The sequence below is a fragment of the Epibacterium sp. ABV4_022 genome (assembly GCF_056159345.1).
In genome coordinates, this window is sequence record NZ_JBSWVA010000001.1 from 2,410,049 (window position 1) to 2,431,391 (window position 21,343).

Annotated in this window: 20 protein-coding genes; 15 read left to right on the forward strand and 5 right to left on the reverse strand. The window is 61.7% G+C overall.

Features of this window, described 5'->3' with window-relative positions; translation table 11 throughout:
* Positions 1–168: 168 nt before the first annotated feature.
* From ACXAF5_RS11360 to ACXAF5_RS11380, 5 genes are all read left to right on the forward strand, one after another.
* Positions 169–507, forward strand: coding sequence for a P-II family nitrogen regulator (locus tag ACXAF5_RS11360; protein WP_239319636.1), 339 nt, complete (start codon positions 169–171; stop codon positions 505–507).
* An 87-nt stretch (positions 508–594) separates the two neighbouring features.
* The gene (gene glnA, locus ACXAF5_RS11365) at positions 595–2,001 is read left to right on the forward strand and encodes a type I glutamate--ammonia ligase (RefSeq protein ID WP_239319635.1); all 1,407 of its coding nucleotides are present in this window, start codon (positions 595–597) and stop codon (positions 1,999–2,001) included.
* Positions 2,002–2,356: 355 nt separating this feature from the next.
* Positions 2,357–3,619, forward strand: a complete 1,263-nt coding sequence (locus ACXAF5_RS11370; RefSeq protein WP_474946659.1) for an Hsp70 family protein — start codon at positions 2,357–2,359, stop codon at positions 3,617–3,619.
* Positions 3,620–3,707: 88 nt separating this feature from the next.
* Positions 3,708–4,517 (forward strand): lytic murein transglycosylase, encoded by an 810-nt coding sequence (locus tag ACXAF5_RS11375; RefSeq protein ID WP_474946660.1) that lies wholly within the window; start codon positions 3,708–3,710, stop codon positions 4,515–4,517.
* Between the two features lie 263 nt (positions 4,518–4,780).
* Positions 4,781–5,785, forward strand: a complete 1,005-nt coding sequence (locus tag ACXAF5_RS11380; protein WP_474946661.1) for a hypothetical protein — start codon at positions 4,781–4,783, stop codon at positions 5,783–5,785.
* Positions 5,786–5,842: 57 nt separating this feature from the next.
* Here the strand turns inward: ACXAF5_RS11380 and ACXAF5_RS11385 are convergent, their stop codons facing one another.
* Positions 5,843–6,610: a heme-dependent oxidative N-demethylase family protein gene (locus ACXAF5_RS11385; RefSeq protein WP_474946662.1), complete on the reverse strand. Its 768-nt coding sequence runs from the start codon at positions 6,608–6,610 to the stop codon at positions 5,843–5,845.
* 181 nt (positions 6,611–6,791) lie between these two features.
* On the opposite strand from ACXAF5_RS11385, the gene dddP reads away from it, so the two are divergent.
* On the forward strand, positions 6,792–8,135 hold the full coding sequence (dddP, locus tag ACXAF5_RS11390) for a dimethylsulfonioproprionate lyase DddP (protein ID WP_474946663.1): 1,344 nt from the start codon (positions 6,792–6,794) through the stop codon (positions 8,133–8,135).
* A gap of 10 nt (positions 8,136–8,145) precedes the next feature.
* On the opposite strand, the gene ACXAF5_RS11395 is transcribed toward dddP, so the two are convergent.
* Complete coding sequence (locus ACXAF5_RS11395) at positions 8,146–9,054, reverse strand: endonuclease/exonuclease/phosphatase family protein (protein WP_474946664.1); 909 nt, start codon at positions 9,052–9,054, stop codon at positions 8,146–8,148.
* Positions 9,051–9,611 carry an NUDIX hydrolase gene (locus ACXAF5_RS11400; RefSeq protein ID WP_474946665.1) on the reverse strand — a complete coding sequence of 187 codons (561 nt, stop codon included), beginning with the start codon at positions 9,609–9,611 and terminating at the stop codon, positions 9,051–9,053. Before ACXAF5_RS11400 ends, ACXAF5_RS11395 begins: the two co-directional genes overlap by 4 nt.
* Positions 9,612–9,725: 114 nt before the next feature.
* Between ACXAF5_RS11400 and ACXAF5_RS11405 the strand changes: the two genes are divergently transcribed.
* From ACXAF5_RS11405 to purB, 3 genes are all read left to right on the forward strand, one after another.
* Complete coding sequence (locus ACXAF5_RS11405) at positions 9,726–10,997, forward strand: bifunctional alpha/beta hydrolase/OsmC family protein (RefSeq protein ID WP_474946666.1); 1,272 nt, start codon at positions 9,726–9,728, stop codon at positions 10,995–10,997.
* 68 nt (positions 10,998–11,065) lie between these two features.
* On the forward strand, positions 11,066–11,326 hold the full coding sequence (locus tag ACXAF5_RS11410) for a DUF6455 family protein (protein ID WP_474946667.1): 261 nt from the start codon (positions 11,066–11,068) through the stop codon (positions 11,324–11,326).
* Positions 11,327–11,439: 113 nt separating this feature from the next.
* Complete coding sequence (gene purB, locus ACXAF5_RS11415; protein ID WP_474946668.1) at positions 11,440–12,744, forward strand: adenylosuccinate lyase; 1,305 nt, start codon at positions 11,440–11,442, stop codon at positions 12,742–12,744.
* A gap of 50 nt (positions 12,745–12,794) precedes the next feature.
* On the opposite strand, the gene ACXAF5_RS11420 is transcribed toward purB, so the two are convergent.
* Positions 12,795–13,406, reverse strand: a complete 612-nt coding sequence (locus ACXAF5_RS11420) for an NADPH-dependent FMN reductase (protein ID WP_474946669.1) — start codon at positions 13,404–13,406, stop codon at positions 12,795–12,797.
* Positions 13,407–13,588: 182 nt separating this feature from the next.
* Here ACXAF5_RS11420 and ACXAF5_RS11425 point away from each other — a divergent pair, with 182 nt between their 5' ends.
* From ACXAF5_RS11425 to ACXAF5_RS11435, 3 genes are all read left to right on the forward strand, one after another.
* Positions 13,589–14,122, forward strand: a complete 534-nt coding sequence (locus ACXAF5_RS11425) for a tetratricopeptide repeat protein (RefSeq protein WP_239364743.1) — start codon at positions 13,589–13,591, stop codon at positions 14,120–14,122.
* Between the two features lie 78 nt (positions 14,123–14,200).
* A complete protein-coding gene (locus ACXAF5_RS11430; protein WP_474946670.1) occupies positions 14,201–15,304 on the forward strand; it encodes a flagellar motor switch protein FliG in 1,104 nt (367 codons plus the stop codon).
* A gap of 144 nt (positions 15,305–15,448) precedes the next feature.
* Positions 15,449–16,384, forward strand: a complete 936-nt coding sequence (locus ACXAF5_RS11435; protein ID WP_474946671.1) for a lysophospholipid acyltransferase family protein — start codon at positions 15,449–15,451, stop codon at positions 16,382–16,384.
* Position 16,385: 1 nt separating this feature from the next.
* Here ACXAF5_RS11435 and ACXAF5_RS11440 read toward each other — a convergent pair whose 3' ends face one another.
* Positions 16,386–17,093 carry a DUF1223 domain-containing protein gene (locus ACXAF5_RS11440; RefSeq protein WP_474946672.1) on the reverse strand — a complete coding sequence of 236 codons (708 nt, stop codon included), beginning with the start codon at positions 17,091–17,093 and terminating at the stop codon, positions 16,386–16,388.
* Between the two features lie 217 nt (positions 17,094–17,310).
* Between ACXAF5_RS11440 and acnA the strand changes: the two genes are divergently transcribed.
* The 3 genes from acnA (at position 17,311) to ACXAF5_RS11455 (ending at position 21,338) form a co-directional block, all read left to right on the forward strand.
* Complete coding sequence (gene acnA, locus ACXAF5_RS11445; protein ID WP_474946673.1) at positions 17,311–20,058, forward strand: aconitate hydratase AcnA; 2,748 nt, start codon at positions 17,311–17,313, stop codon at positions 20,056–20,058.
* A gap of 139 nt (positions 20,059–20,197) precedes the next feature.
* The gene (locus ACXAF5_RS11450) at positions 20,198–20,545 is read left to right on the forward strand and encodes a hypothetical protein (RefSeq protein WP_474946674.1); all 348 of its coding nucleotides are present in this window, start codon (positions 20,198–20,200) and stop codon (positions 20,543–20,545) included.
* 88 nt (positions 20,546–20,633) lie between these two features.
* Positions 20,634–21,338, forward strand: a complete 705-nt coding sequence (locus tag ACXAF5_RS11455; RefSeq protein WP_474946675.1) for an SDR family NAD(P)-dependent oxidoreductase — start codon at positions 20,634–20,636, stop codon at positions 21,336–21,338.
* The last annotated feature ends 5 nt before the right edge of the window (positions 21,339–21,343 follow it).

A 21,343-nucleotide genomic window follows, 5' to 3' on the forward strand; every position in this document is an offset into this window, starting at 1 on the left:
CCGCACCCCTTCGATTCACGAATGCCCAATATTTAATCGCATGGCCCAAATTTTCATCACACCATCGGAAAACTGCACATTTCGGCAGCAGGCGCTTCAGCTTACACATTGTGGCGATCAGTTGAAAATGATCTGACCACAGTCGACAAGGTTGCGAGGAGCCCGGACATGAAAAAGATCGAAGCCATCATCAAGCCGTTCAAGCTGGACGAGGTGAAGGAAGCGCTACAGGACGTTGGCGTTCAGGGTCTCTCTGTCATCGAGGTCAAGGGTTTTGGCCGCCAGAAAGGTCATACGGAACTCTATCGCGGTGCGGAATACGTGGTCGACTTTCTGCCCAAGGTGAAAATCGAAGTGGTGCTGGACGACGATCAGGTCGACGCCGCCATCGAGGCCATCGTCGCCGCGGCCAAGACCGACAAGATCGGCGACGGCAAGATCTTTGTCAGCCCGATCGAACAGGCGGTTCGCATCCGGACCGGCGAATCCGGCTCCGACGCCCTCTAACCGAACACCAATGCGGCGCAGCATCCCGCACCGCAGATCACCCAACACCCGAAATACCCAAGTTTTCTGACGGAGGAAGAACTTCAAATGAGCAAGGACGCAGTTCTCAAGCTGATCAAGGATGAAGAGGCAGATTATGTCGACATCCGCTTCACCGACCCGCGTGGCAAGCTTCAGCACGTGACCCTGATGTCGGATCAGGTCGACGAAGACTTCCTCGAAGAAGGCTTCATGTTCGACGGTTCCTCCATCGCAGGCTGGAAATCCATCGAAGCCTCCGACATGAAGCTGATCCCGGACACCAACTCCGCCTATGTGGATCCCTTCTACGCGGAAAAGACCATCTGCATTCACTGCTCCGTGGTCGAACCCGACACCGGCGAAGCCTATGAGCGCGACCCGCGCGGCACCGCCGAAAAAGCCGAAGCCTATCTGAAGGCCTCCGGCATCGGTGATGTGGCCTACATGGGCCCGGAAGCTGAATTTTTCCTCTTTGATGATGTGCGGTTCTCCAACACCATCAACAAAGTCTCCTATGAGGTCGACGCAACCGACGCCTCCTGGAACTCCGATGCGGAATTCGAGACCGGCAACATGGGCCACCGTCCGGGCGTCAAGGGCGGCTATTTCCCGGTGAACCCGATCGACGAAGCGCAGGACCTGCGCTCCGAGATGCTCTCCACCATGAAGCGTCTGGGCATGAAGGTCGACAAGCACCACCACGAGGTGGCCTCCTGTCAGCACGAGCTGGGTCTGATCTTCGACAGCCTGACCAAACAGGCCGACGAGCTGCAGAAGTACAAATACGTGATCCACAATGTGGCCCACGCCTACGGCAAATCCGCCACCTTTATGCCCAAGCCGATCGCCGGCGACAACGGCACCGGCATGCATGTGAACATGTCGATCTGGAAAGACGGCAAGCCGCTCTTTGCAGGTGACAAATACGCGGATCTCTCCGACGAGGCGCTGTACTTCATCGGCGGCATCCTGAAGCATGCCAAGACGCTGAATGCCTTCACCAACCCGGCCACCAACTCCTACAAGCGCCTGATCCCCGGCTTCGAAGCTCCGGTTCTGCGCGCCTATTCCGCCCGCAACCGTTCCGGCTGTGTGCGTATTCCGTGGACCGAATCCCCGAAGGCAAAGCGCGTCGAGGCCCGCTTCCCCGATCCGGCCGCAAACCCCTACCTGGCGTTTGCAGCCCTGCTGATGGCCGGTCTGGACGGCATCAAGAACAAGATCGATCCGGGCGAAGCCATGGACAAGAACCTCTACGATCTGCCCGCAGAGGAACTGGCCGACATCCCGACCGTCTGCGGCTCCCTGCGCGAAGCGCTGGAAGCACTGGCCTCCGATCACGACTTCCTGCTGCAGGGCGACGTGTTCACCAAGGACCAGATCGAAGGCTACATCGACCTCAAGATGGAAGAAGTCGAAGCCTACGAGCACACCCCGCACCCGGTGGAATACCAGCTGTACTACAGCTGCTGATCCGCGGATCGAAGCAGAGTGTTATCAGGGCGTCCCTTCGGGGGCGCCTTTTTTTCGTCGATGCCACCACTGCGCGCCGTATCCGTTGGTGAGTCGCAGGTTTGTTTATTGACTGGTCAGTTAATATACGCCAGTCTAAGGACGGGCCGCACCTATTGGGGGTGGCTCGACGACTCATACGTCACGGATGTGTCCCGCATATGGGCCAGTTGTTGTGGCAGGGGCGCCTTACCCTCCCAGGGGGCGCCCTTTCTTTTCCGCGCATATCTTCCTGTTGGTCCCCCGGTATTTCCTGTTGAGCCCTTGCTCCCGGTCCTGTAGGTCTGCCCGCCTTGAGCCGCATGAGAGCCGACCCATGACACAGATCTCCGCCGCCCCGACAACGCTTGGCATCGACTTTGGCACCTCGAATTCCGCCGCAGGGGTAACGGTGGCGGGCCGCCCCTGGCTGGTGGAGCTGGAGCCGGGAGAGACCACGCTGCCGACGGCCGTGTTCTTTGACAGCGACACCAAGGCGCGCCGCATCGGGCGCAGCGCCACCCGGGCGTTGATCGCCGGTGACGAGGGACGTTTCATGCGCGCGCTCAAGAGCCTGCTGGGCACGCCGCTCCTTTATGAGAAGCGCCGCCTGGGCGGTGAGATGATGGATTTCACCGATGTCATCGCGCATTTCCTGCGCGAGGTGAAAACCCGCGCCGAAACCGCAACGCGGATGGAGTTCACTCATGCGCTTTCGGGGCGGCCGGTGAAATTTCACTCCAGGGACGAGGCCCGCAATGCCCGCGCCGAGGACGACCTGCGCCATTGTTATCAAAAGGCCGGGTTTCAGGATGTGCAGTTCATGTATGAACCCGAAGCCGCCCTGCGCGCCGCGCGTCCGCATCCGGGCATCGGCCTTGTGGTGGATATCGGCGGTGGTACATCGGATTTCACCTGTTTTGAGCAGGACGACAACGGCGGCACGCGTATTCTGGCCAGTCACGGCCTGCGTCTGGGCGGCACCGATTTTGACCGCCAGATCAGCATTGACCATGTGATGCCGCATCTGGGGCGTGGTGCGATGATCCGCAACAGCTTTGGCGGGGGCAGCCTGCCGGCGCCCAACCGGATCTTCAACGATCTTGCCACATGGCAGATGATCCCCTTCCTCTATGGGCCCGACACCCGCCGCGCGGCCCGCGATCTGGCGCAGAACGCCGAAGATCCCAGCGGGCTGAACCGGCTGCTGCGCGTACTGGAGGATGAGCTGGGCCATGATCTGGCCTTTGCGACCGAGGCCGGGAAGATTCGCGCCAATGGCGCCACCGAGGAGACCGCGCAGATCGATTTGCGCATTGTCGAGCCAGGGCTTTCCGCCGCCCTGCCCCGCGCCGCGCTTGAACAGTCTCTGGCGCAGATGGTGCAAGCCATTCAGGATGAGGCCGCCGAGACCCTGCGACTGGCCGGCGTGTCCCCCGGCGACGTCAACCGCTGCGTCATGGTGGGTGGGTCTGCGTTGCTGATGGCGGTGCGTGCAGCGCTTCAGGATCTCTGCCCCACCGCAGAGATCGAGACAGAGCGCGCAATGACCGCCGTGGCCGACGGGTTGGCGCTGGCTGCGCAGGATGCCGCCTTCTGAGCAAAGCTCCCCGTAAAAAGGGGGTGAAAGCCCCGCCTCTGCCGCGTAAGTTCCCCTTGGACATCCGCCAGTTTCAGAGGGTTCTTTCATGCTGTTTTCCCGTTTTGCGGCCCTGGGCCTTGCCGCCAGCCTTGCCATCGCAACACCTGTCGCCGGCCTTGCGGCCAGTTGCGGTAATACCTCTGCGGGGTTTGAGGCGTGGAAAGCGGAGTTTGCCCGCACCGCCAAACGCGCGGGCGTCCGTCAGGCCGGGCTCAATGCGCTGGCGCAGACGCGCTATGCCACCGGCACCATCGCAGCGGATCGCAACCAGAAGAGCTTTAAATACAGTCTGGAAAAATTCATGCAGGTGCGCGGGGCCACGACCATCGTCGCACAGGGGCGCAAGCACAAGGCCCGCAATGCCGCGTTTTTTGCATCTCTGGAGCGCAAATATGGCGTGCCTGCCGGGTTGCTCATTGCCATTCACGGCATGGAAACCGCCTTTGGCAATTATATGGGCGACAGTCAGGTGGTCTCGTCCATCGTGACCCTGACCTATGATTGCCGCCGGTCGGAGTTCTTTGAGCCCCACGCCATTGGCGCGCTAAAGCTGGTGGATCAGGGTGCGATCACCATGGCAACCAAGGGCGCCAAACACGGCGAGCTGGGGCATACGCAGTTCCTGCCCGGCAACGCGCTGAACTACGGTCAGGACTGGAACCGCGACGGGCGGGTGGATTTCTATGACATGGGGGACGCCCTGGCCTCCACCGCCTATTTCCTGCGCAAGAAAGGCTGGCGTCCGGGTCGCGGCTATCAACCGGGCGAGCCGAACTACAAAGTCCTGAAGCAATGGAACGCCGCCACGGTCTATCAGCAATCCCTGGCGATCATGGGGCGGCAGATCGACGGCTGATCGAGTCTCCGCAAAGGGTTAAAAACAATCAACGCGCCGGTCGCGGGATTGTAAAAGCTGCGGCATCAATATGGCCGTGCGCCGCCAGTATTTCGACGCATTTTCAGCTCGCATCGCGCCGCGATCTCCATATCCGTCTGTTTTTATTAAAACTTTTTGATTGACGAAATGTCACGGCTGAGGTCCCGGGAAATATTCAAAAACCGGCGGATACGCCCAATTTTCTGCGTGTTCGGCCTCTACATTGGTTGGGAACACAACCGATGGAGGATTTCACGGTGCTGGATCAGATTACACAGAATGTGTCCGCCACGGCCTTTCGCGGCAAGCTGGGCTTTTCCGAACGGGATGAGACGGCCCTTTCCACCGCCTGCACTCTGGTCGTGCAAACGCTTGAGGAATTTGGTCACGAGGTCGATCAGTTCCACGCCAAACGCGCTCATCGTGTCACGCTGGAATGCGATCACTATATCGTCGACCTGCGACACCGCCGCAGCCCTGCGCCCATGCGTCAGACCGATGGTGTGGCCTGTCGCTGCCAGCTTGATGTGACCTTCACGCCCCGGTTCCCGGAGCGCACCGATGCCGAACTGACCGAAATGCTGTTGGCCCGCAGCCTGCAAGCGCTGTTGTCGCAGCTGGACGCCAGCTCTGTCGAATGGCTGGATACGGCGGTCATTCTGGACCGCGACGCGTTTCTCTCGGCCTTTGCCGCTGAGGCTACTGAGCCCGCAGAGGATGTGTCTGTGCGGGACATTCAACTGCCGATCACCGATCCAAACGCCACAGCCGTGCCACTGCCGACGCCCGATGAGTCCGATCTGGCGCAGCCGATCCGCGCCTATGACACCTACGCCGCGCGCCAGGGCACGCCGGAAAATGCCGCAACACCAGCCGCGCCCGGCGCAACCGCACAGGCCCACAGCCCGCAGCGGTTCGCCCCGGTGGAGGAAACCTTTGGCAGCCTGACCGAAGCCTGCGACCGGATCATCGAGCGTCGCGATGGTCCCCGCCCGGCCCGGGATCTGGGCAACGCCTGTCGCAAGCTGGGCACCTCGCTGTCAAAGCGCGGATGGACCGCCAATACCACATCGGCCTGGGTGCTGACGCTGGTGATGACCCTGCTCGCCCTGCCGCTTGGCATCACTGCGGCTGCGGTCAATCTGGTGCGCGGCGGCGACATGCGCTTTAGCGTGCAGATGCTGGCGGTCATGGCCCTGTTGATGTTCCTGCAATCCTCCGGCCTGGTGCACGCCGCGCTCTACTGATCGGTTGCACGCACCTGAGCTACGCCCCGTAACACATTCGTGTTGCGGGGTTTTATATTATGTGGCGCCCGCCACCGCCTGCCACTGTTGCAGCACATCGGCGCGACGCATCACGGTGGTGTGGATCGAAAACACCACTGCACGGCTCTGCGGCAGGCGGTAGATCGACTGCAATTCGCTGCGCATGTAATGCTCGGTCCCCGGCGTCGAGGTGGCGCGTGGATCGCGCTCCAGCCTGGGTTGATGAAGGCTTGGGTCCGCATACCACAGCGCGTTGAAACGCCAGAGCGGCCGCCCCACCTGCACCCCGTCAAACAACCGCTGCACGCGGCGTGCGATCCCCGCATTGTAGTCTTTGACCGGCTCATGGATCGCCAGCAGCGGTTTCATGAATTTCTCCGCCAGCGTCCAACTGGCGGGAAAACACAATACAGCCGCCGTCAGCACATGTTCATCGCCGTCTTCGGGCCTCTCCAGGATACAGAAATCCTGCTGCGCAATCCGGCCAAGGGTCTCCATCGGCTGGGCGCGATTGATCGCAACCTTCACACCATCTGGCCGGATGACGTGGTCGACATCAGCGCCGGTGCCATAGCGCACCGCCAGCACCTGATCGAGCAGCTCTTGCGCGGCTGGCACGGCCGCCGCATCCATCGCCAATACCGCATCGGGGTGATCGCGCAACAGCCGCTCCCGCTCTGCCAGCTGCGCGGCAAACCCGGCGTCAAAGCGCAGCCAATCCTCCGGCTTGAGCGGCTGAATGCCGGGCAATGGGCGCGGGGCAAGCGGATTATAGGGAATGGAGGTCTGGAGAATCTCTGTCATGTGTCAGCCATAGCACCGCTGTCAAAACTGTGCACGACTGTACAGTTTCTGGGCGCAGACATCGTTCCAGACACGCCAATCCCGCCAATTCGGCCAAAACGGACATGCTCCGGGTCGCATTTGGAAACGCCACGCAGCGCAAGCCCCGGCAGGCTGAGGCCAAAGAGCCAGGGAGGCGAAGATGAACGAACACTTTCGGGATCGTCGAAAGATCGACCCCAGCCGCGGGTCCGTGTTGGGCGACGGCAGCCCCAATGACAATGACCGGATCGAGATTGGCCCGACGCAGCTGGCGTTTTCGGAATGGGCGGCGGCGGGGCTGGAGTTGCCCAATCTGGAGGCGATGCGCCACTACCGCTGGCAGCGGCTGACGCAGGCAATCGTGGAGCGCGGCTATGGGGGACTGCTGATGTTTGATCCGCTCAACATCCGCTACGCCACCGACAGCACCAATATGCAGCTGTGGAACACCCATAACCCGTTTCGCGCGCTGCTGCTGTGCGCGGATGGCTACATGGTGATCTGGGACTACAAGAACTCGCCGTTTCTGTCGACGTTCAACCCCTTGGTGCGCGAACAGCGTTCCGGCGCGGATCTGTTCTACTTTGACCGGGGCGACAAGGTTGATGTGGCCGCCGATGCGCTCTCGAATGAGATCCGCGTGCTGATCGGCGAACATGGCGGCGGCAATATGCGCCTCGCGGTGGACAAGGTCATGCTGCACGGGCTGCGCGCACTTGAGGCGCAAGGGTTCGAGGTCATGGAAGGCGAGGAAGTCACCGAAAAGGCTCGCGCAATCAAGGGCAAGGACGAAATCCTTGCCATGCGCTGTGCGTCCCATGCCTGCGAGACCGCCGTGAAGGCGATGGAGGATTTTGCCCGCGCCAATGTCGGCGATGGCAAAACCTCGGAGGATGACATCTGGGCGGTGCTGCATGCGGAAAACATCCGCCGGGGGGGCGAATGGATCGAGACACGGCTGCTCGCCTCGGGTCCGCGCTCCAACCCGTGGTTTCAGGAATGCGGCCCGCGCATCACCCAGCGCAACGAGATCATCTCCTTTGATACCGATCTGGTGGGCAGCTACGGGATTTGCGTCGACATTTCGCGCAGTTGGTGGATCGGCGATCAAAAGCCACGCCCGGACATGATCTATGCGATGCAGCACGCGCATGAACACATCATGACCAATATGGAAATGCTGAAACCGGGCGTGATGATCCCGGAGCTGACGGCAGGCACCCATGTGCTGGACGCAAAATATCAGGCGCAGAAATACGGCTGCCTGATGCATGGTGTGGGGCTGTGTGACGAATGGCCCTTGGTGGCTTACCCGGATCAGGCGGTGGCAGGTGCGTTCGACTATCCGCTGGAGCCGGGGATGGTGCTCTGTGTGGAGGCCTTGGTGGGCGAGGTTGGCGGCGATTTCTCGATCAAGCTCGAAGATCAGGTTCTGATCACCGAGGAGGGATATGAAAATCTGACCACCTACCCCTTTGATCCCGCGCTCATGGGGCAGATATAATGTCTGCACCTCACTGCGGTGCGTCTGGCCATGGCAGATGGGCCAGAACACCATGATGGTCAGAGGCGAGTTTCGGCTGTATCTCGATCTCGCCTTTGCCGCCCGGGGCCAGCACATGGTCAATGCCGATAGGGTAATCGAGCGGCGGCAGCTCAAATGTCGCCGCATAGGGGCCGACCCGCGCCATGCGGCCTGCTGCGCCGATCTGCGCCACCGCATGGGACCAGCCCACGGCGTTGAAATCCCCGGCGAGGATCACCGGCCCGTCGAGGGTCTCCAGCCGCTTCACCACCCTGTCCACATGCTCTGCCTGCTCATGCGGCCAGGGCCACGGCAAATGCAGCGCCGCCACCCAGAACCGCCCCGTTGGCCCCTCGATCTCCATCGCGGCTAGCCCGAGGTCCTCTGCACAGGCAAGCCTGTTTGTCGCCGTGACGCCGCGCGCCAGCACCGCGACACCTCCGACCCGACGAAACGGGCAGAACTGCTGTACCGGATAGTCGGTCCGCAAATCACCAAGGATCGGCATATTTTCGCGAGAGATTTCCTCTAGCGTGACGATATCCGCGCCTGAGGTGCGAATGGCCTCCATCAGGCTCTCGTTGCCGTCATTCCGCCACAGCATGTTTTTCTGATAGAGCGTGATCTGTGGTGTGCGCACCTCTGTCTCCGTGGGTGAATGGCCCAGCCAACTGACCAGCATCACACCGGACGCCACCGCGCCGAGCATGGCCGCGCGCGCATCGTGGCGCAGGATGAAGGCACAGATCATCGCAAGCCCGGCAAAGGGTACGCGAAACACCGCAAGGCTATCGCCAAGCGGATGCAGCGCGCCCATGAAACCGCCCGCCAGAGACAGGATGCTGAGGATCAAGAGCGCCCAGATCCCGGCGCGGCACAGTTTCAACAAGGCTTTCACAGGTCCAGCCGCTCCCGCCAGAGCGGCCATTTGCGCGCCACAACCGCAACGCTTTCGGCCTCCTCGGCCAGCTGATGCAATGGCACCCAAGCCAGCGCATGGGACTCCTCGCTTGCCATGGGCTCCCCTACCTCCGCGACAAAAAGATAGCGCACATCATAATGCAGATGCGCCGGTTCCTTGGCCGAGGCTGGGATCTCGTGCACATCGACGTCAAAGACCTCGGGCGCCAGCAGCCGGATACGGGACAGCCCGCTTTCCTCGTAGGCCTCTTTGGTGGCGTTGAAACAGGCGTCCTGAATACCATCGCAATGCCCGCCCAATTGCAGCCAGCGGTCGAGTTTTGCGTGATGGGTCAACAACACCGAAGTGAAGTCCGGCGACAGCACAAATGCAGATGCCGTGACATGGCTTGTCAGTGGATCGCGCTCAAACGCGCGGGGTTCATTGGCGCAGAACCTCACAAGGCGCGCCCACATCTCCTGATCACGTGCATCCAGGGGCGTAAAACACCCGATCCCCGGGATCATCTGCTCCGCGTTTTTATGCACGCCCATGTGACGCTCCTTCACCTTCCCGTGACGGTTGTGACAGCCGCCTTGCCGTAACCCTGACGTCGGCGCACCTTAGGAAAGCCGACCCATAAAAGCCAAGCCCCGAAAGCCACGCCCATGCCCACCGAACGCATCAGTTTCACCGGCCACGCCGGACATGACCTTGCCGCGCGCCTCGACCTGCCCGAAGGGCCGGTGTTGGCCACCGCCCTTTTTGCCCATTGCTTCACCTGTTCCAAGGACATCCCCGCCGCCCGGCGGATTGCCGCGCGACTGTCGGCCATGGGGATCGCGGTGTTGCGGTTCGATTTCACGGGCCTTGGTCATTCAGGGGGCGAGTTTGCCAATACCAGCTTTACCTCCAATGTCGCGGATCTGATCGCGGCGGCGCGCTATCTGGCCAGCCGCAACATGGCGCCCGACATGCTGATCGGTCACTCGCTGGGAGGGGCCGCAGTCTTGCGGGCACGTGCAGGTATCCCCTCGGTCAAGAGCGTGGTGACGCTGGGCGCACCCTTTGATCCGGGTCATGTGGCGCATCACTTCGAAGACGCGCTTGAGGCGATCAATCGCGACGGGCAGGCAGAGGTGAACCTCGGCGGGCGTCCTTTTGTGATCGGCAAGGAATTTGTCGATGACATCCGCCAGACCGAGCTTGGCGAAGCGGTGGCTGACCTGAAGGCCGCACTGCTGATCATGCATGCGCCGCGCGATACGACGGTTGGCATCGACAATGCCGCCGAGATTTTTCAGGCCGCACGTCACCCCAAGAGCTTTGTCACCCTGGATGATGCTGACCATCTGATCACCGATCCTTGCGATGCGGAGTACGCCGCAGACATGATCGCCACATGGGCCACGCGCTATGTGGATATGAAGCCCCCAGCGCCCCCGCCCGGCGCGCCCGAAGGCGTCATCCGCGTCACCGAGGCCGACCCGGAGGGGTTTTTGCAGGATGTGCAAAACGGCCCCTACCATCATGTGTTGGCAGATGAGCCCGAAGCCTATGGTGGCACCAATCGCGGGCTGTCACCTTATGGGTTTGTGGCGGCGGGGCTTGGTGCCTGTACCTCGATGACGTTGCGGATGTATGCACGGCGAAAGGGCTGGCGGCTGGACGGGATCAGCGTCGAGGTCTGCCACGACAAGGTCCACGCGCAGGATGCCATCCCGTCTGGCCCCGCCAAGATCGACCGGTTTATGCGGGTGATCCATTTGCAGGGTGATCTGGATCAGGAGCAACGCGCCAAATTGTTGGAGATTGCCGACAAATGCCCGGTGCATCGCACCCTAGAACAAAGCTCTCGGGTCGAGACACGGCTGGAAGATGCGCCAAAGCTCCCCGATATGTCTCAGGAAGGTCAGGATATGGACGCCGCAGCCACTTGATCGACATCAAGGCGCGGTGCGCGTTCCTCATTAGGGTTGCCACAGCCAGCAACAGGAGGACGCCCACCATGGGACTGATGCGCAAGCTGAGTGACAGCGCCGATCTCGTCAATGGAATGAGCCAGCGGCTCGGCATAGATCAGGCCGCGCGTCTGGCGCGTGACCCCGAAGGCGAGGCGCGCCGCCTGATGCAGATGGTGTCGCGCTGCGCAGGGTGTCTCGCACAGGGGGCCTGCGGTGAACTTCAGGCCCGCCATGACCAACTGGCAACCTGTCCCGCGTATTGCGAGAACAAAGCCTGCTTTGAGGACCTCACACCACGCCTCTGACGGGGATTTTGGACAGCGGCACGGCGCTGCTGCGGCGCGGCGCTTGCCGCCGGGGCATGGCTCGTCTATGAGAGCGCCATCTCTTCCACCGTCTTTGAAAGGTGCTGCTGCCTATGATCCCCCGCTACGCCCGCCCCGATATGGTTGCCGTCTGGTCGCCCGAGACCAAGTTCCGCATCTGGTACGAGATTGAGGCGCACGCCTGCGACGCCATGGCGAACCTCGGCGTGATCCCGCGCGAAAACGCGGAAGCGGTCTGGAAAGCCAAGGACGTCGAGTTCGACGTTGCCCGCATCGACGAAATCGAAGCGGTGACCAAACATGACGTCATCGCCTTCCTGACCCATCTGGCAGAGCATGTCGGATCGGAAGAAGCGCGCTTTGTGCATCAGGGCATGACCTCCTCGGATGTGCTTGATACCTGTTTCAACGTGCAGCTGACCCGCGCTGCGGACCTGTTGATGGTCGGCATGGACAAGCTCTTGGACGCGCTCAAGAAACGCGCGCTTGAACACAAGGACACCGTGCGCGTTGGCCGCAGCCACGGTATCCATGCGGAACCCACCACCATGGGTCTGACCTTTGCGCGGTTCTATGCGGAGATGGACCGCAACAAGAAACGCCTGATCGCCGCGCGCGAGGAAATCGCCACCGGTGCGATCTCCGGCGCCGTGGGCACCTTTGCCAATATCGATCCGCGCGTCGAAGAGCACGTCTGCGAGCAGCTGGGCCTGAACCCGGAGCCGATCTCCACTCAGGTGATCCCACGCGACCGCCACGCCATGTTCTTTGCCACCCTCGGCGTGATTGCCTCCTCGATCGAGAATATCGCGATCGAGATCCGCCACATGCAGCGCACTGAGGTGCTCGAAGGGGCCGAGTTCTTCTCCATGGGCCAAAAGGGCTCCTCCGCGATGCCGCACAAGAAGAACCCGGTTCTGACCGAAAACCTCACCGGTCTCGCCCGTCTGGTGCGTATGTCGGTGATCCCGGCGATGGAAAACGTGGCGCTCTGGCACGAGCGTGACATCTCGCATTCCTCGGTGGAGCGCGGCATCGGCCCCGACGCCACCGTGACCCTCGATTTCGCGCTGCACCGTCTGGCCGGCGTCATCGACAAGATGCTGGTGTTCCCGGAGAACATGCTGGAGAACATGAACAAATTCCCGGGTCTGGTGATGTCCCAGCGGGTGCTGCTGGCCCTCACGCAGGCCGGTGTCAGCCGCGAGGATGCCTATTCCATGGTGCAGCGCAATGCGCTCAAGGTCTGGGAAGAACGCCTCGATTTCCGTGAATTGCTGCTGGCCGATCCCGAGGTGGTTGCCGCCCTCGGCGAGGATGGCGTCAACGAGAAGTTCGACATGGGCTATCACACCAAGCACGTCGACACGATCTTCAAACGGGTGTTTGGCGACTAAGCCCGCCCTCACGCGCTCCGATCAAGCCCCGCCCTCACCGGCGGGGTTTTTTATGTGGGTTCTGAAGGTCCTGCCCCGTGCCCCTCACATCGCGCGGCAAATTGATCGACAAAATCGATCACGGCGCGGCGGTTCTGCGGCGCCTGCAACAGAGTGTCGATTTCGGCCGGGGAGGTCTGCATCAGCTCGAACCGCAGGAACACGTCGTCGAAAAAGCGCGAACTGACCGTAGAGAGCACGGTCCGCAACTGCGCGAGCATATCGTCGCCGCGATGCGACGCATGCATCAGGGCAATGGGCTTTGCGATGATCTCCTCGCGCGAGACCAGCCAGTCGATGGCGTTCTTGAGCCCGCCCGGAAGCGCCCGGACATATTCCGGGCTTGAAATGATCAGGCCATCGCTGCGCCCGACCCGGGCCGCGAAGTCCTCGACCGCCGGCGGCAGGGCGTTCTGCTCCAGATCCGGCGAGAACACCGGCAGCCTGGCCAGCCCCGCAAACACACTCACGGTGTGAGCGGGAGATACGATTCCGGACACCGCCCGCAGAAGGGCAGTATTGGTCGACGCGCGGCGCGCACTGCCAGAAATCGCCATAAACTCCATCTCGCCTCTATAGGGGTGGAATTCTGGGGCCACAATGACAGCTTTTGCACGGTACAATCCTGCGCAATCCTGTACACTCCTGCGCGCCTCTATGCCCCGGCGGTGTCACCGACCTGCACCCGGGGCACGTCCGCGCGTCCGGCACTGTATTTTGCCACTCACGGTTTCGTGAACGAATGTTTTGCGCAGCAGGCGTGTTTTCAGCGTAACCCCTTTAGACAGACGCACAGGAGGTATTCATGCGTTTCACAGCTCTCACCCTCGCCCTGGCCCTGCCCTTGTCGGCTTTTGCAGCCGGCAGCGATTCAACAACACCGCCCACACCCTCTGACACCACCAAGAAATGCTGGGGCAAACGGGTCTGGGACGAGGACGCCCAGAAATGCGTCAAACCGGAAGAATCATCCATGAACGGCCAGCAACTGCTCGAGACCGCGCGCGAGCTGGCGTATCTGGAGCGCTACGAGGATGCACAGGCGGTGCTGGCCGCGCATCCGGATCAGACGGATAGCCGTGTCCTGACCTATTGGGGGTTCACCAACCGCAAGATGGGTCAGGCCGAGGCCGCAAACGCATATTACACCCAAGCCATCGCGCAGGACCCCGATAACATCCTGGCCCGCAGCTACATGGCGCAAGGCTTTGTCGCCAATGGAGAATATGCGCAAGCGCTGTCGCAGTGGAAGGAAATCAAGGCCCGTGGCGGCGAAGGCACCTGGGCCGAAGCATCGCTGCGCCGTGCAATTCAGACGGGCGTGACCGTTAACTACTAAGCTTCAGGCTTTCTTTACTGCTGACGGCCTATCTTGTGATCTGACAGAAAGAGAATCTTTTCGGGTCAAGGTTCAAGAATGGAACAATCATCAGCCTTAGCGCTCCCCATGGCATCACCGGATATGGGGCTTGGCGATTTCGCGCCAGCCGCACCGGCTCCAGCCCTCACGGGGGGCGCGCCCCAACTGAGTGGCAAAGCAAAAGCGGCAATCGTCGTGCGACTTCTCCTCAACGAGGGGGCAGATGTGCCCCTGGAAGAGTTGCCGGACGATCTGCAGCTGGAACTCACGCAGCAGATGGGCAAAATGCGTTTGGTGGATCGCCAGACGTTGCATGCGGTGGCAGCCGAATTTGCAGAGCAACTCGAAAACATCGGGTTGTCCTTTCCTAATGGTCTGGCCGGTGCGCTGACCGCGATGGAAGGCAAGATCAGCCGCCACACCCACAGTCGTCTGCGCAAAGAAGCCGGCGTGCGCCAATTCGGCGACCCTTGGGAGCGCCTGCGCAACCTGCCGCCAGAGGACCTGGCGGATCTGGCCAAGGCAGAAAGCACCGAGGTCGCGGCGGTCCTGCTGTCGAAGATCGACACCGCCAAGGCGGCGGAAATGTTGCAGCATCTGCCGGGACCGCTGGCACGGCGCATCACCTATGCGGTCAGCCAGACCAGCAATGTCACACCGGACACCGTCGACCGCATTGGCCTGTCGCTGGCGTCGCAGATCGAGGCCCGTCCACAGGTCGCCTTTGAACAGACGCCGGGCCAGCGCGTCGGTGCGATCCTCACCCAATCCGCCGCTGCCAAGCGCGAGGAGGTGCTGACCGCTCTCGACGAGGAAGATCAGGAGTTTGCCACCGACGTGCGCAAGTCGATCTTCACCTTCGCGCTGATTGCCCAGAAGGTGGAACCGATGGATGTGCCCAAACTGGTGCGTGCTCTGGGTCCGCAGGAACTGACCACCGCGATCGCCTTTGCCACCGAAGAGGACGATGTGGCCTCTGTCACCTTCCTGCTGGAAAACATGTCCACACGGATGGCCAACAACCTGCGCGAAGAGGCCAACCAGCTGGGTCGCGTCAAACGGACCGAGGGCGAGGCCGCGTTTGGCCTCATCGTCAACATGCTGCGCGAGATGGTCGTCAATGGCGACATCGAGCTGAAGTCGGACGAGGAAGAAACATAACCCGGGGCCACCTGCGCCCCGGACTGCGCGCCTGTCCCCCTGCCCGCAGGGGACGCGTGTTTGTTGTCAGGGGTTTCTTGTATATGGCCGCAACCGGCTCTATGATCCTGCGTTGCGTGACAGCGACCAGGAGCCAGACACCGCATGCCCGTTGACTCGTCGGAGCTGACATTTTCCCAACGCGCCAAGTACTTTGCGATCAATCTGGCCATGCGCGGGCTGATTGGCGGACTAAAGCTGATCCCCTATCGCAAGCGCGTCCCAGCGACGGGTTGGGTACTGCGCAAACTGGCGCCGCTGATCGGGTTTCACAAGCGTGTGCGGCGCAACCTCGCCTATACCCGCCCGGATCTGCCTGCCTCTGAGGTGGAGAGCCTGTGTCATCAGGTTGCAGACAATGTGGGCCGCACCCTCGCCGAACTCTATGCCGGCGCGCCTTTCTGGGCCCGCGCCAAATCCGCCCTGCTGACCGGACCAGGCGTCGCCACGCTGGAGGCCGCCCGTGCCGCCGGCCGCCCGGTCGTGCTGGTCACCGGGCATTTTGGAAATTACGATGCGGCGCGCTCGAAGCTGGTCCAGATGGGGTTCAACATGGGCTCGCTCTACCGGCGCATGGCCAACCCCTATTTCAACGACCACTATGTCAAGGCGATCTCCGCCACCGGCAAGCCGATGTTCGAACAGGGCAAGCGTGGCATGGTCGAGATGGTGCGCCACCTGAAGGCGGGTGGCAATATTGCCATCGTCGCCGATATGCACGCCATGGGCGGTCAGTATCTGCCGTTCTTTGGGCGCCCGGCGCTGACCTCGACGGTTCCGGCGGAACTGGCGCTCAAATACAACGCGGTCTTCTTGCCGATCTATGGCGTGCGGCAAGCCAACGGTCTGGATTTCGAAGTGCATGTCGCGGCAGAAATCCCGCACTCCGACCCGGTCACCATGTCCCAGGCGGTCTGTGACGATCTGGAGCGCATGGTCCGCGCGCATATGGGGCAATGGTTCTGGCTGCACCGGCGTTGGAAGCCGATCTACGACACGCCGCACCCGGATTACGCGTCACCCCAGCAGGGCGAAGGCTAGGTCACTCGACCCGCGCCGCCGCCAGGATCGGGCCATAGGGCCATTCCTGCACCAACACCGCCGCCGGCAGATCCTCGGCAAGCGTTACCGAGAGTTCCAGCGGCGCCGCGCCATCCCAATCTGCCAGCACCTGGTGGCGTTCCACCACATTGGCGTAATCAATGCTGTGACCGGCAAGCTCACCCCGTTTGATGTCCACCCGGCGCATCGGCATATATTGCACCAGCTGCACCCGCAGATCCTCGGCAACCCCGTCCGGCAGTTGCGGCAGCGACACCGTCAGCGTCCGCCCGTCCAGCGCGACCGACAGCTTTGCGCGTGGTTTGTGGCCGAGGTAGTTCTCCATCGCCTCCGCCAATTGCATGGCATCGGCGCCGACCACATCCTCGCGCCCCATGATGATCATCTGCGGCGTGTAGATCATGTTCCGCTCGCCCACATGCGCATAGCCGCGCTGCCGGTCCGTATGAGCGGGATCTGCAAAAATATCGCGCCAGCCGATATAGTCCCAGTAATCAACGTGATAGGCCAATGCCAGCACGTCCTCGCGCTGCGCCAGACGCTGCAACAGCTCATCCGCCGGAGGACAGGAGGAACAACCCTGCGAGGTATAGAGTTCCACAACAACAGGCGATGGATCTGCCGCAACCGGTGGCGTGGCAGCGCAAACTGCCGCAAAAATCAGAGAGGAAAGCGAAATAAGCCGCATGAGTCGCCCGTAAGATTGTTAGGATTAAGGGTGTAAGCGCCCCGCTCATCAATGGCCAATCAATCATTCTTGAGAGCCGACGCCAAAACACACCAAAACAGTGTACTATGGTATACAATTTTTCGCCATGCAGCCTATATCCTATTGAATGAAGCACCTGCATGATGCAGATACATCGCAGCGAAGTCCCTATTTGTCATTTTTGAGGGAGGCCAATATGCCCATCACCGTCGGACAGGACACAGCCAAGACCCGCAGGACGCTCAGCGTCAACGGCGCGTCTATCTCCTATTATTCCATCCCGGCAGCCACCGAAGCGGGGCTTGGTGATTTCACCAAACTGCCTGCCGCGCTCAAGGTCGTGCTGGAAAACCTGCTGCGGTTCGAGGATGGCGGGTTCTCCGTCTCCACGGATGACATCAAGGCCTTTGGCGACTGGGCCAAGAATGGCGGCAAGAACCCGCGCGAGATCGCCTATCGCCCGGCCCGCGTGCTGATGCAGGATTTCACCGGCGTGCCCGCGGTGGTTGATCTCGCCGCAATGCGCGACGGAATCAAGAACCTTGGCGGTGATGCCAACAAGATTAACCCGCTGGTGCCCGTCGATCTGGTCATCGACCACTCGGTGATGATCGATGAATTCGGCAACCCACGCGCCTTCCAGATGAACGTCGACCGCGAATACGAGCGCAACATGGAGCGCTACCAGTTCCTGAAATGGGGTCAGACCGCGTTTGAAAACTTCCGCGTTGTGCCCCCGGGCACCGGCATCTGTCACCAGGTGAACCTGGAGTATTTGGCCCAGACGGTGTGGTCGGACAAGGATCAGAACGGCGAGGACGTCGCCTATCCCGACACGCTTGTGGGCACCGACAGCCACACCACCATGGTCAATGGTGCTGCCGTTCTGGGCTGGGGCGTCGGCGGGATCGAGGCCGAGGCCGCGATGCTGGGTCAGCCGATCTCCATGCTGATCCCAGAGGTTGTGGGCTTTGAACTGACCGGCGAGATGGTCGAAGGCACCACCGGCACCGACCTTGTGCTGAAGGTGGTGGAGATGCTGCGCGAGCTGGGCGTGGTGGGTAAATTCGTCGAATTCTACGGCTCGGGTCTGGACAATCTGCCGCTGGCGGATCGCGCGACCATTGCCAATATGGCGCCTGAATATGGCGCCACCTGCGGCTTCTTCCCGATCGACAATGAGACCATTCGCTACCTGCGCAACACCGGCCGCGACGAGGACCGCATCGCGCTGGTGGAGGCCTATGCCAAGGAAAACGGGTTCTGGCGCGATGAAAACTACGCGCCGATCTATACCGACACGCTGAGCCTCGACATGGGCACCATCGTGCCTGCGATCTCCGGCCCGAAACGGCCGCAGGATTATGTGGCGCTGGACGCCGCCGCGCCTGCGTTCAAGAAGGTGGTGTCGGATTATCGCGGGGTTGATGCCTCTGCCGATGCCACCGACATGGCGTCCGAAGGCCCCGCCCCGACCGCGCCCGCAGATCCCTGCAAATCGCACCCCGTCGAAGGCGAGGAGTTCGAACTGCGTGACGGCTCGGTCGTGATCGCCTCGATCACCTCCTGCACCAACACCTCGAACCCCTATGTGATGATCGGGGCCGGTCTGGTGGCGAAAAAGGCGCATGAGCTGGGCCTGAACCGCAAGCCCTGGGTCAAGACCTCGCTGGCACCGGGCTCGCAGGTGGTCTCTCACTATCTGGAGGCCGCAGGGCTGCAAGAGCATCTGGACGCGATCGGGTTCAACCTTGTAGGCTATGGCTGCACCACCTGTATCGGCAACTCCGGCCCGATCCAGAAAGAGTTCTCCGAGGCGATTGCCGAGGGCGATCTGGTCGCCACCTCCGTGCTGTCCGGCAACCGCAACTTTGAGGGCCGCATCAGCCCGGATGTGCGCGCCAACTACCTCGCCTCGCCGCCGCTGGTGGTGGCCTACGCACTGGCGGGCGACATGAATGTCGATCTCGTCAACGATCCGCTGGGACAGGATAAGGACGGCAATGACGTCTACCTGAAGGACATCTGGCCCAGCCAGAAGGAGATCGCCGATCTGGTCGAGGCCACCGTGACCCGCGAGGCGTTCCAGTCCAAATACGCCGACGTCTTCAAGGGCGACGAGAAATGGCAGGGCGTGGAAACCACCGAGGCCGAAACCTACGACTGGCCCGCCGCCTCGACCTATATCCAGAACCCGCCCTATTTCCAGGGCATGGGCGCGGAGCCGGGCACCATTGAGGACGTCGTCGGTGCCAAGCCTTTGTTGATCCTTGGCGATATGGTCACCACCGACCACATCTCTCCGGCGGGCTCCTTTGCGACCACCACTCCGGCGGGCAAATACCTGCTGGACCGTCAGGTGCAGCCGCGCGAGTTCAACTCCTATGGCTCGCGTCGCGGCAACCACGAGATCATGATGCGCGGCACCTTCGCCAATATCCGCATCAAGAACGAGATGCTCGACGGTGTCGAAGGCGGCTATACCAAAGGTCCCGATGGCGCGCAGACCTCGGTCTATGAGGCATCGATGGCGCATCAGGACGCCGGCACCCCGCTGGTGGTCTTTGGTGGCGAGCAATACGGCGCGGGCTCCTCGCGTGACTGGGCAGCCAAGGGCACCGCACTCCTGGGCGTCAAGGCGGTGATCGCCGAGAGCTTTGAGCGCATTCACCGGTCCAACCTCGTCGGGATGGGCGTCATTCCGTTCGAGTTCACCGGCGGTGACACACGCAAATCGCTCAAGCTGACTGGCGATGAAACGGTCGACATTCGCGGGCTGGAATCGGTCAAACCGCTGCAAGAGGTCGACTGCGATATCACCTATGGCGATGGCACCAAGACCACCATCACCCTCAAGTGCCGCATCGATACCGCGCCGGAAATCGAATACATCGAAAACGGTGGCGTGCTGCATTACGTGCTGCGCAGGCTTGCAAAAAGCTGATCGCACCGTTTTTGAACATTGTGGAAAGGGCGGCACAGTTGGCCGCCCTTTTTTGCTTTATTGCAATTGGTAATACTCAGATAACCAAAAGCCACCTATGCTCTCCCTATAAATGGCGAGGCGAACGCGAGGCGTCACAATGATCGCAGTCATAACGAAATACTACCCGCTCCGGGACAAGTTCGACGAGGTGCTCGACTGTGCCGCGGCTCTCGCCCGTGACGAGTCCGGGCGGCGCGTTGGCTGCTATGAAACGCGGCTCTTTGCGGCGCGCGAAAGCGGCGAAATCAAGTCGATCAGCCTCTGGCACAGCCAGCAGGTGTTTGAGGACTATCTTGATGCTGTGGTGTCCGGCGATGACCTGATGGAGTTCCAGTCCACCTACCTGCGCCGCGAAATCGACACGCAAGTCTATGAAACGGTCCACACCGAACTCTCCGCGTCTCTGGCCTCCGACATGGCGCCTCAGAGTCGGACCGGCACCTGATCAGCGCTTCTGCGCCGGGTCCCGGATCGGGGTCTTGCACAAGCCGGGCGCGTGGCGTTGACTGACCGCATCCAGTTCCGGAGGTTTCATGCGACGCACCGTCCTCGTCACCGGCGGCACCTATGGTCTCGGCCGGGCCATTTCCGCCGAACTTGCCCGCGATCACAATATCCTGCGGTCCTATCGCAAGACCGCGCCGGGTGATGATCTGGAGGCCCAGGACAATGTTGTCTCCTGCCCCTGCGACCTGTTGCAAGACGGCAGTGCCGAGAATCTGGTGGCACGCGCCCTGGATCATTTTGGCCGCATCGATGTCATCGTGAACAATGCGGGGCTGGTTCAGAGCACCCCGAAAGAGAGCTTTGATGCCGATGCGCACCAAAACGTGTTCGCGCTGAATGCGATCGCGCCGCTGGCCCTGCTGACGGCAGCGCTGCCACACCTGCGCGCAGGTGCCGCGATCGTCAGTATTTCCTCGATGAACGCGGTGCTGCCGCCGCAGGGCGCGGCCAGCTATGGTGCCAGCAAGGCCGCGCTCAATCTCTGGACCAGGGCGATGGCCAAGGAACTCGGCCCGCAAGGCATCCGCGTCAATGCGGTGGCGCCGGGGGCGATCAACGTTCCCGAAGCGCCCCGGTCCGACGAGTTGACGCACCTGTTTGTCAAGGACACCGCCCTTGGACGCCCCGGCACGCCGGAAGACATCGCAAAGGCGGTGCGTTTTCTGGCCTCGGACGAGGCCAGCTTCATCACCGGTGAGATCCTGACCGTCGCGGGCGGCTACCGGCTCTGAGCATC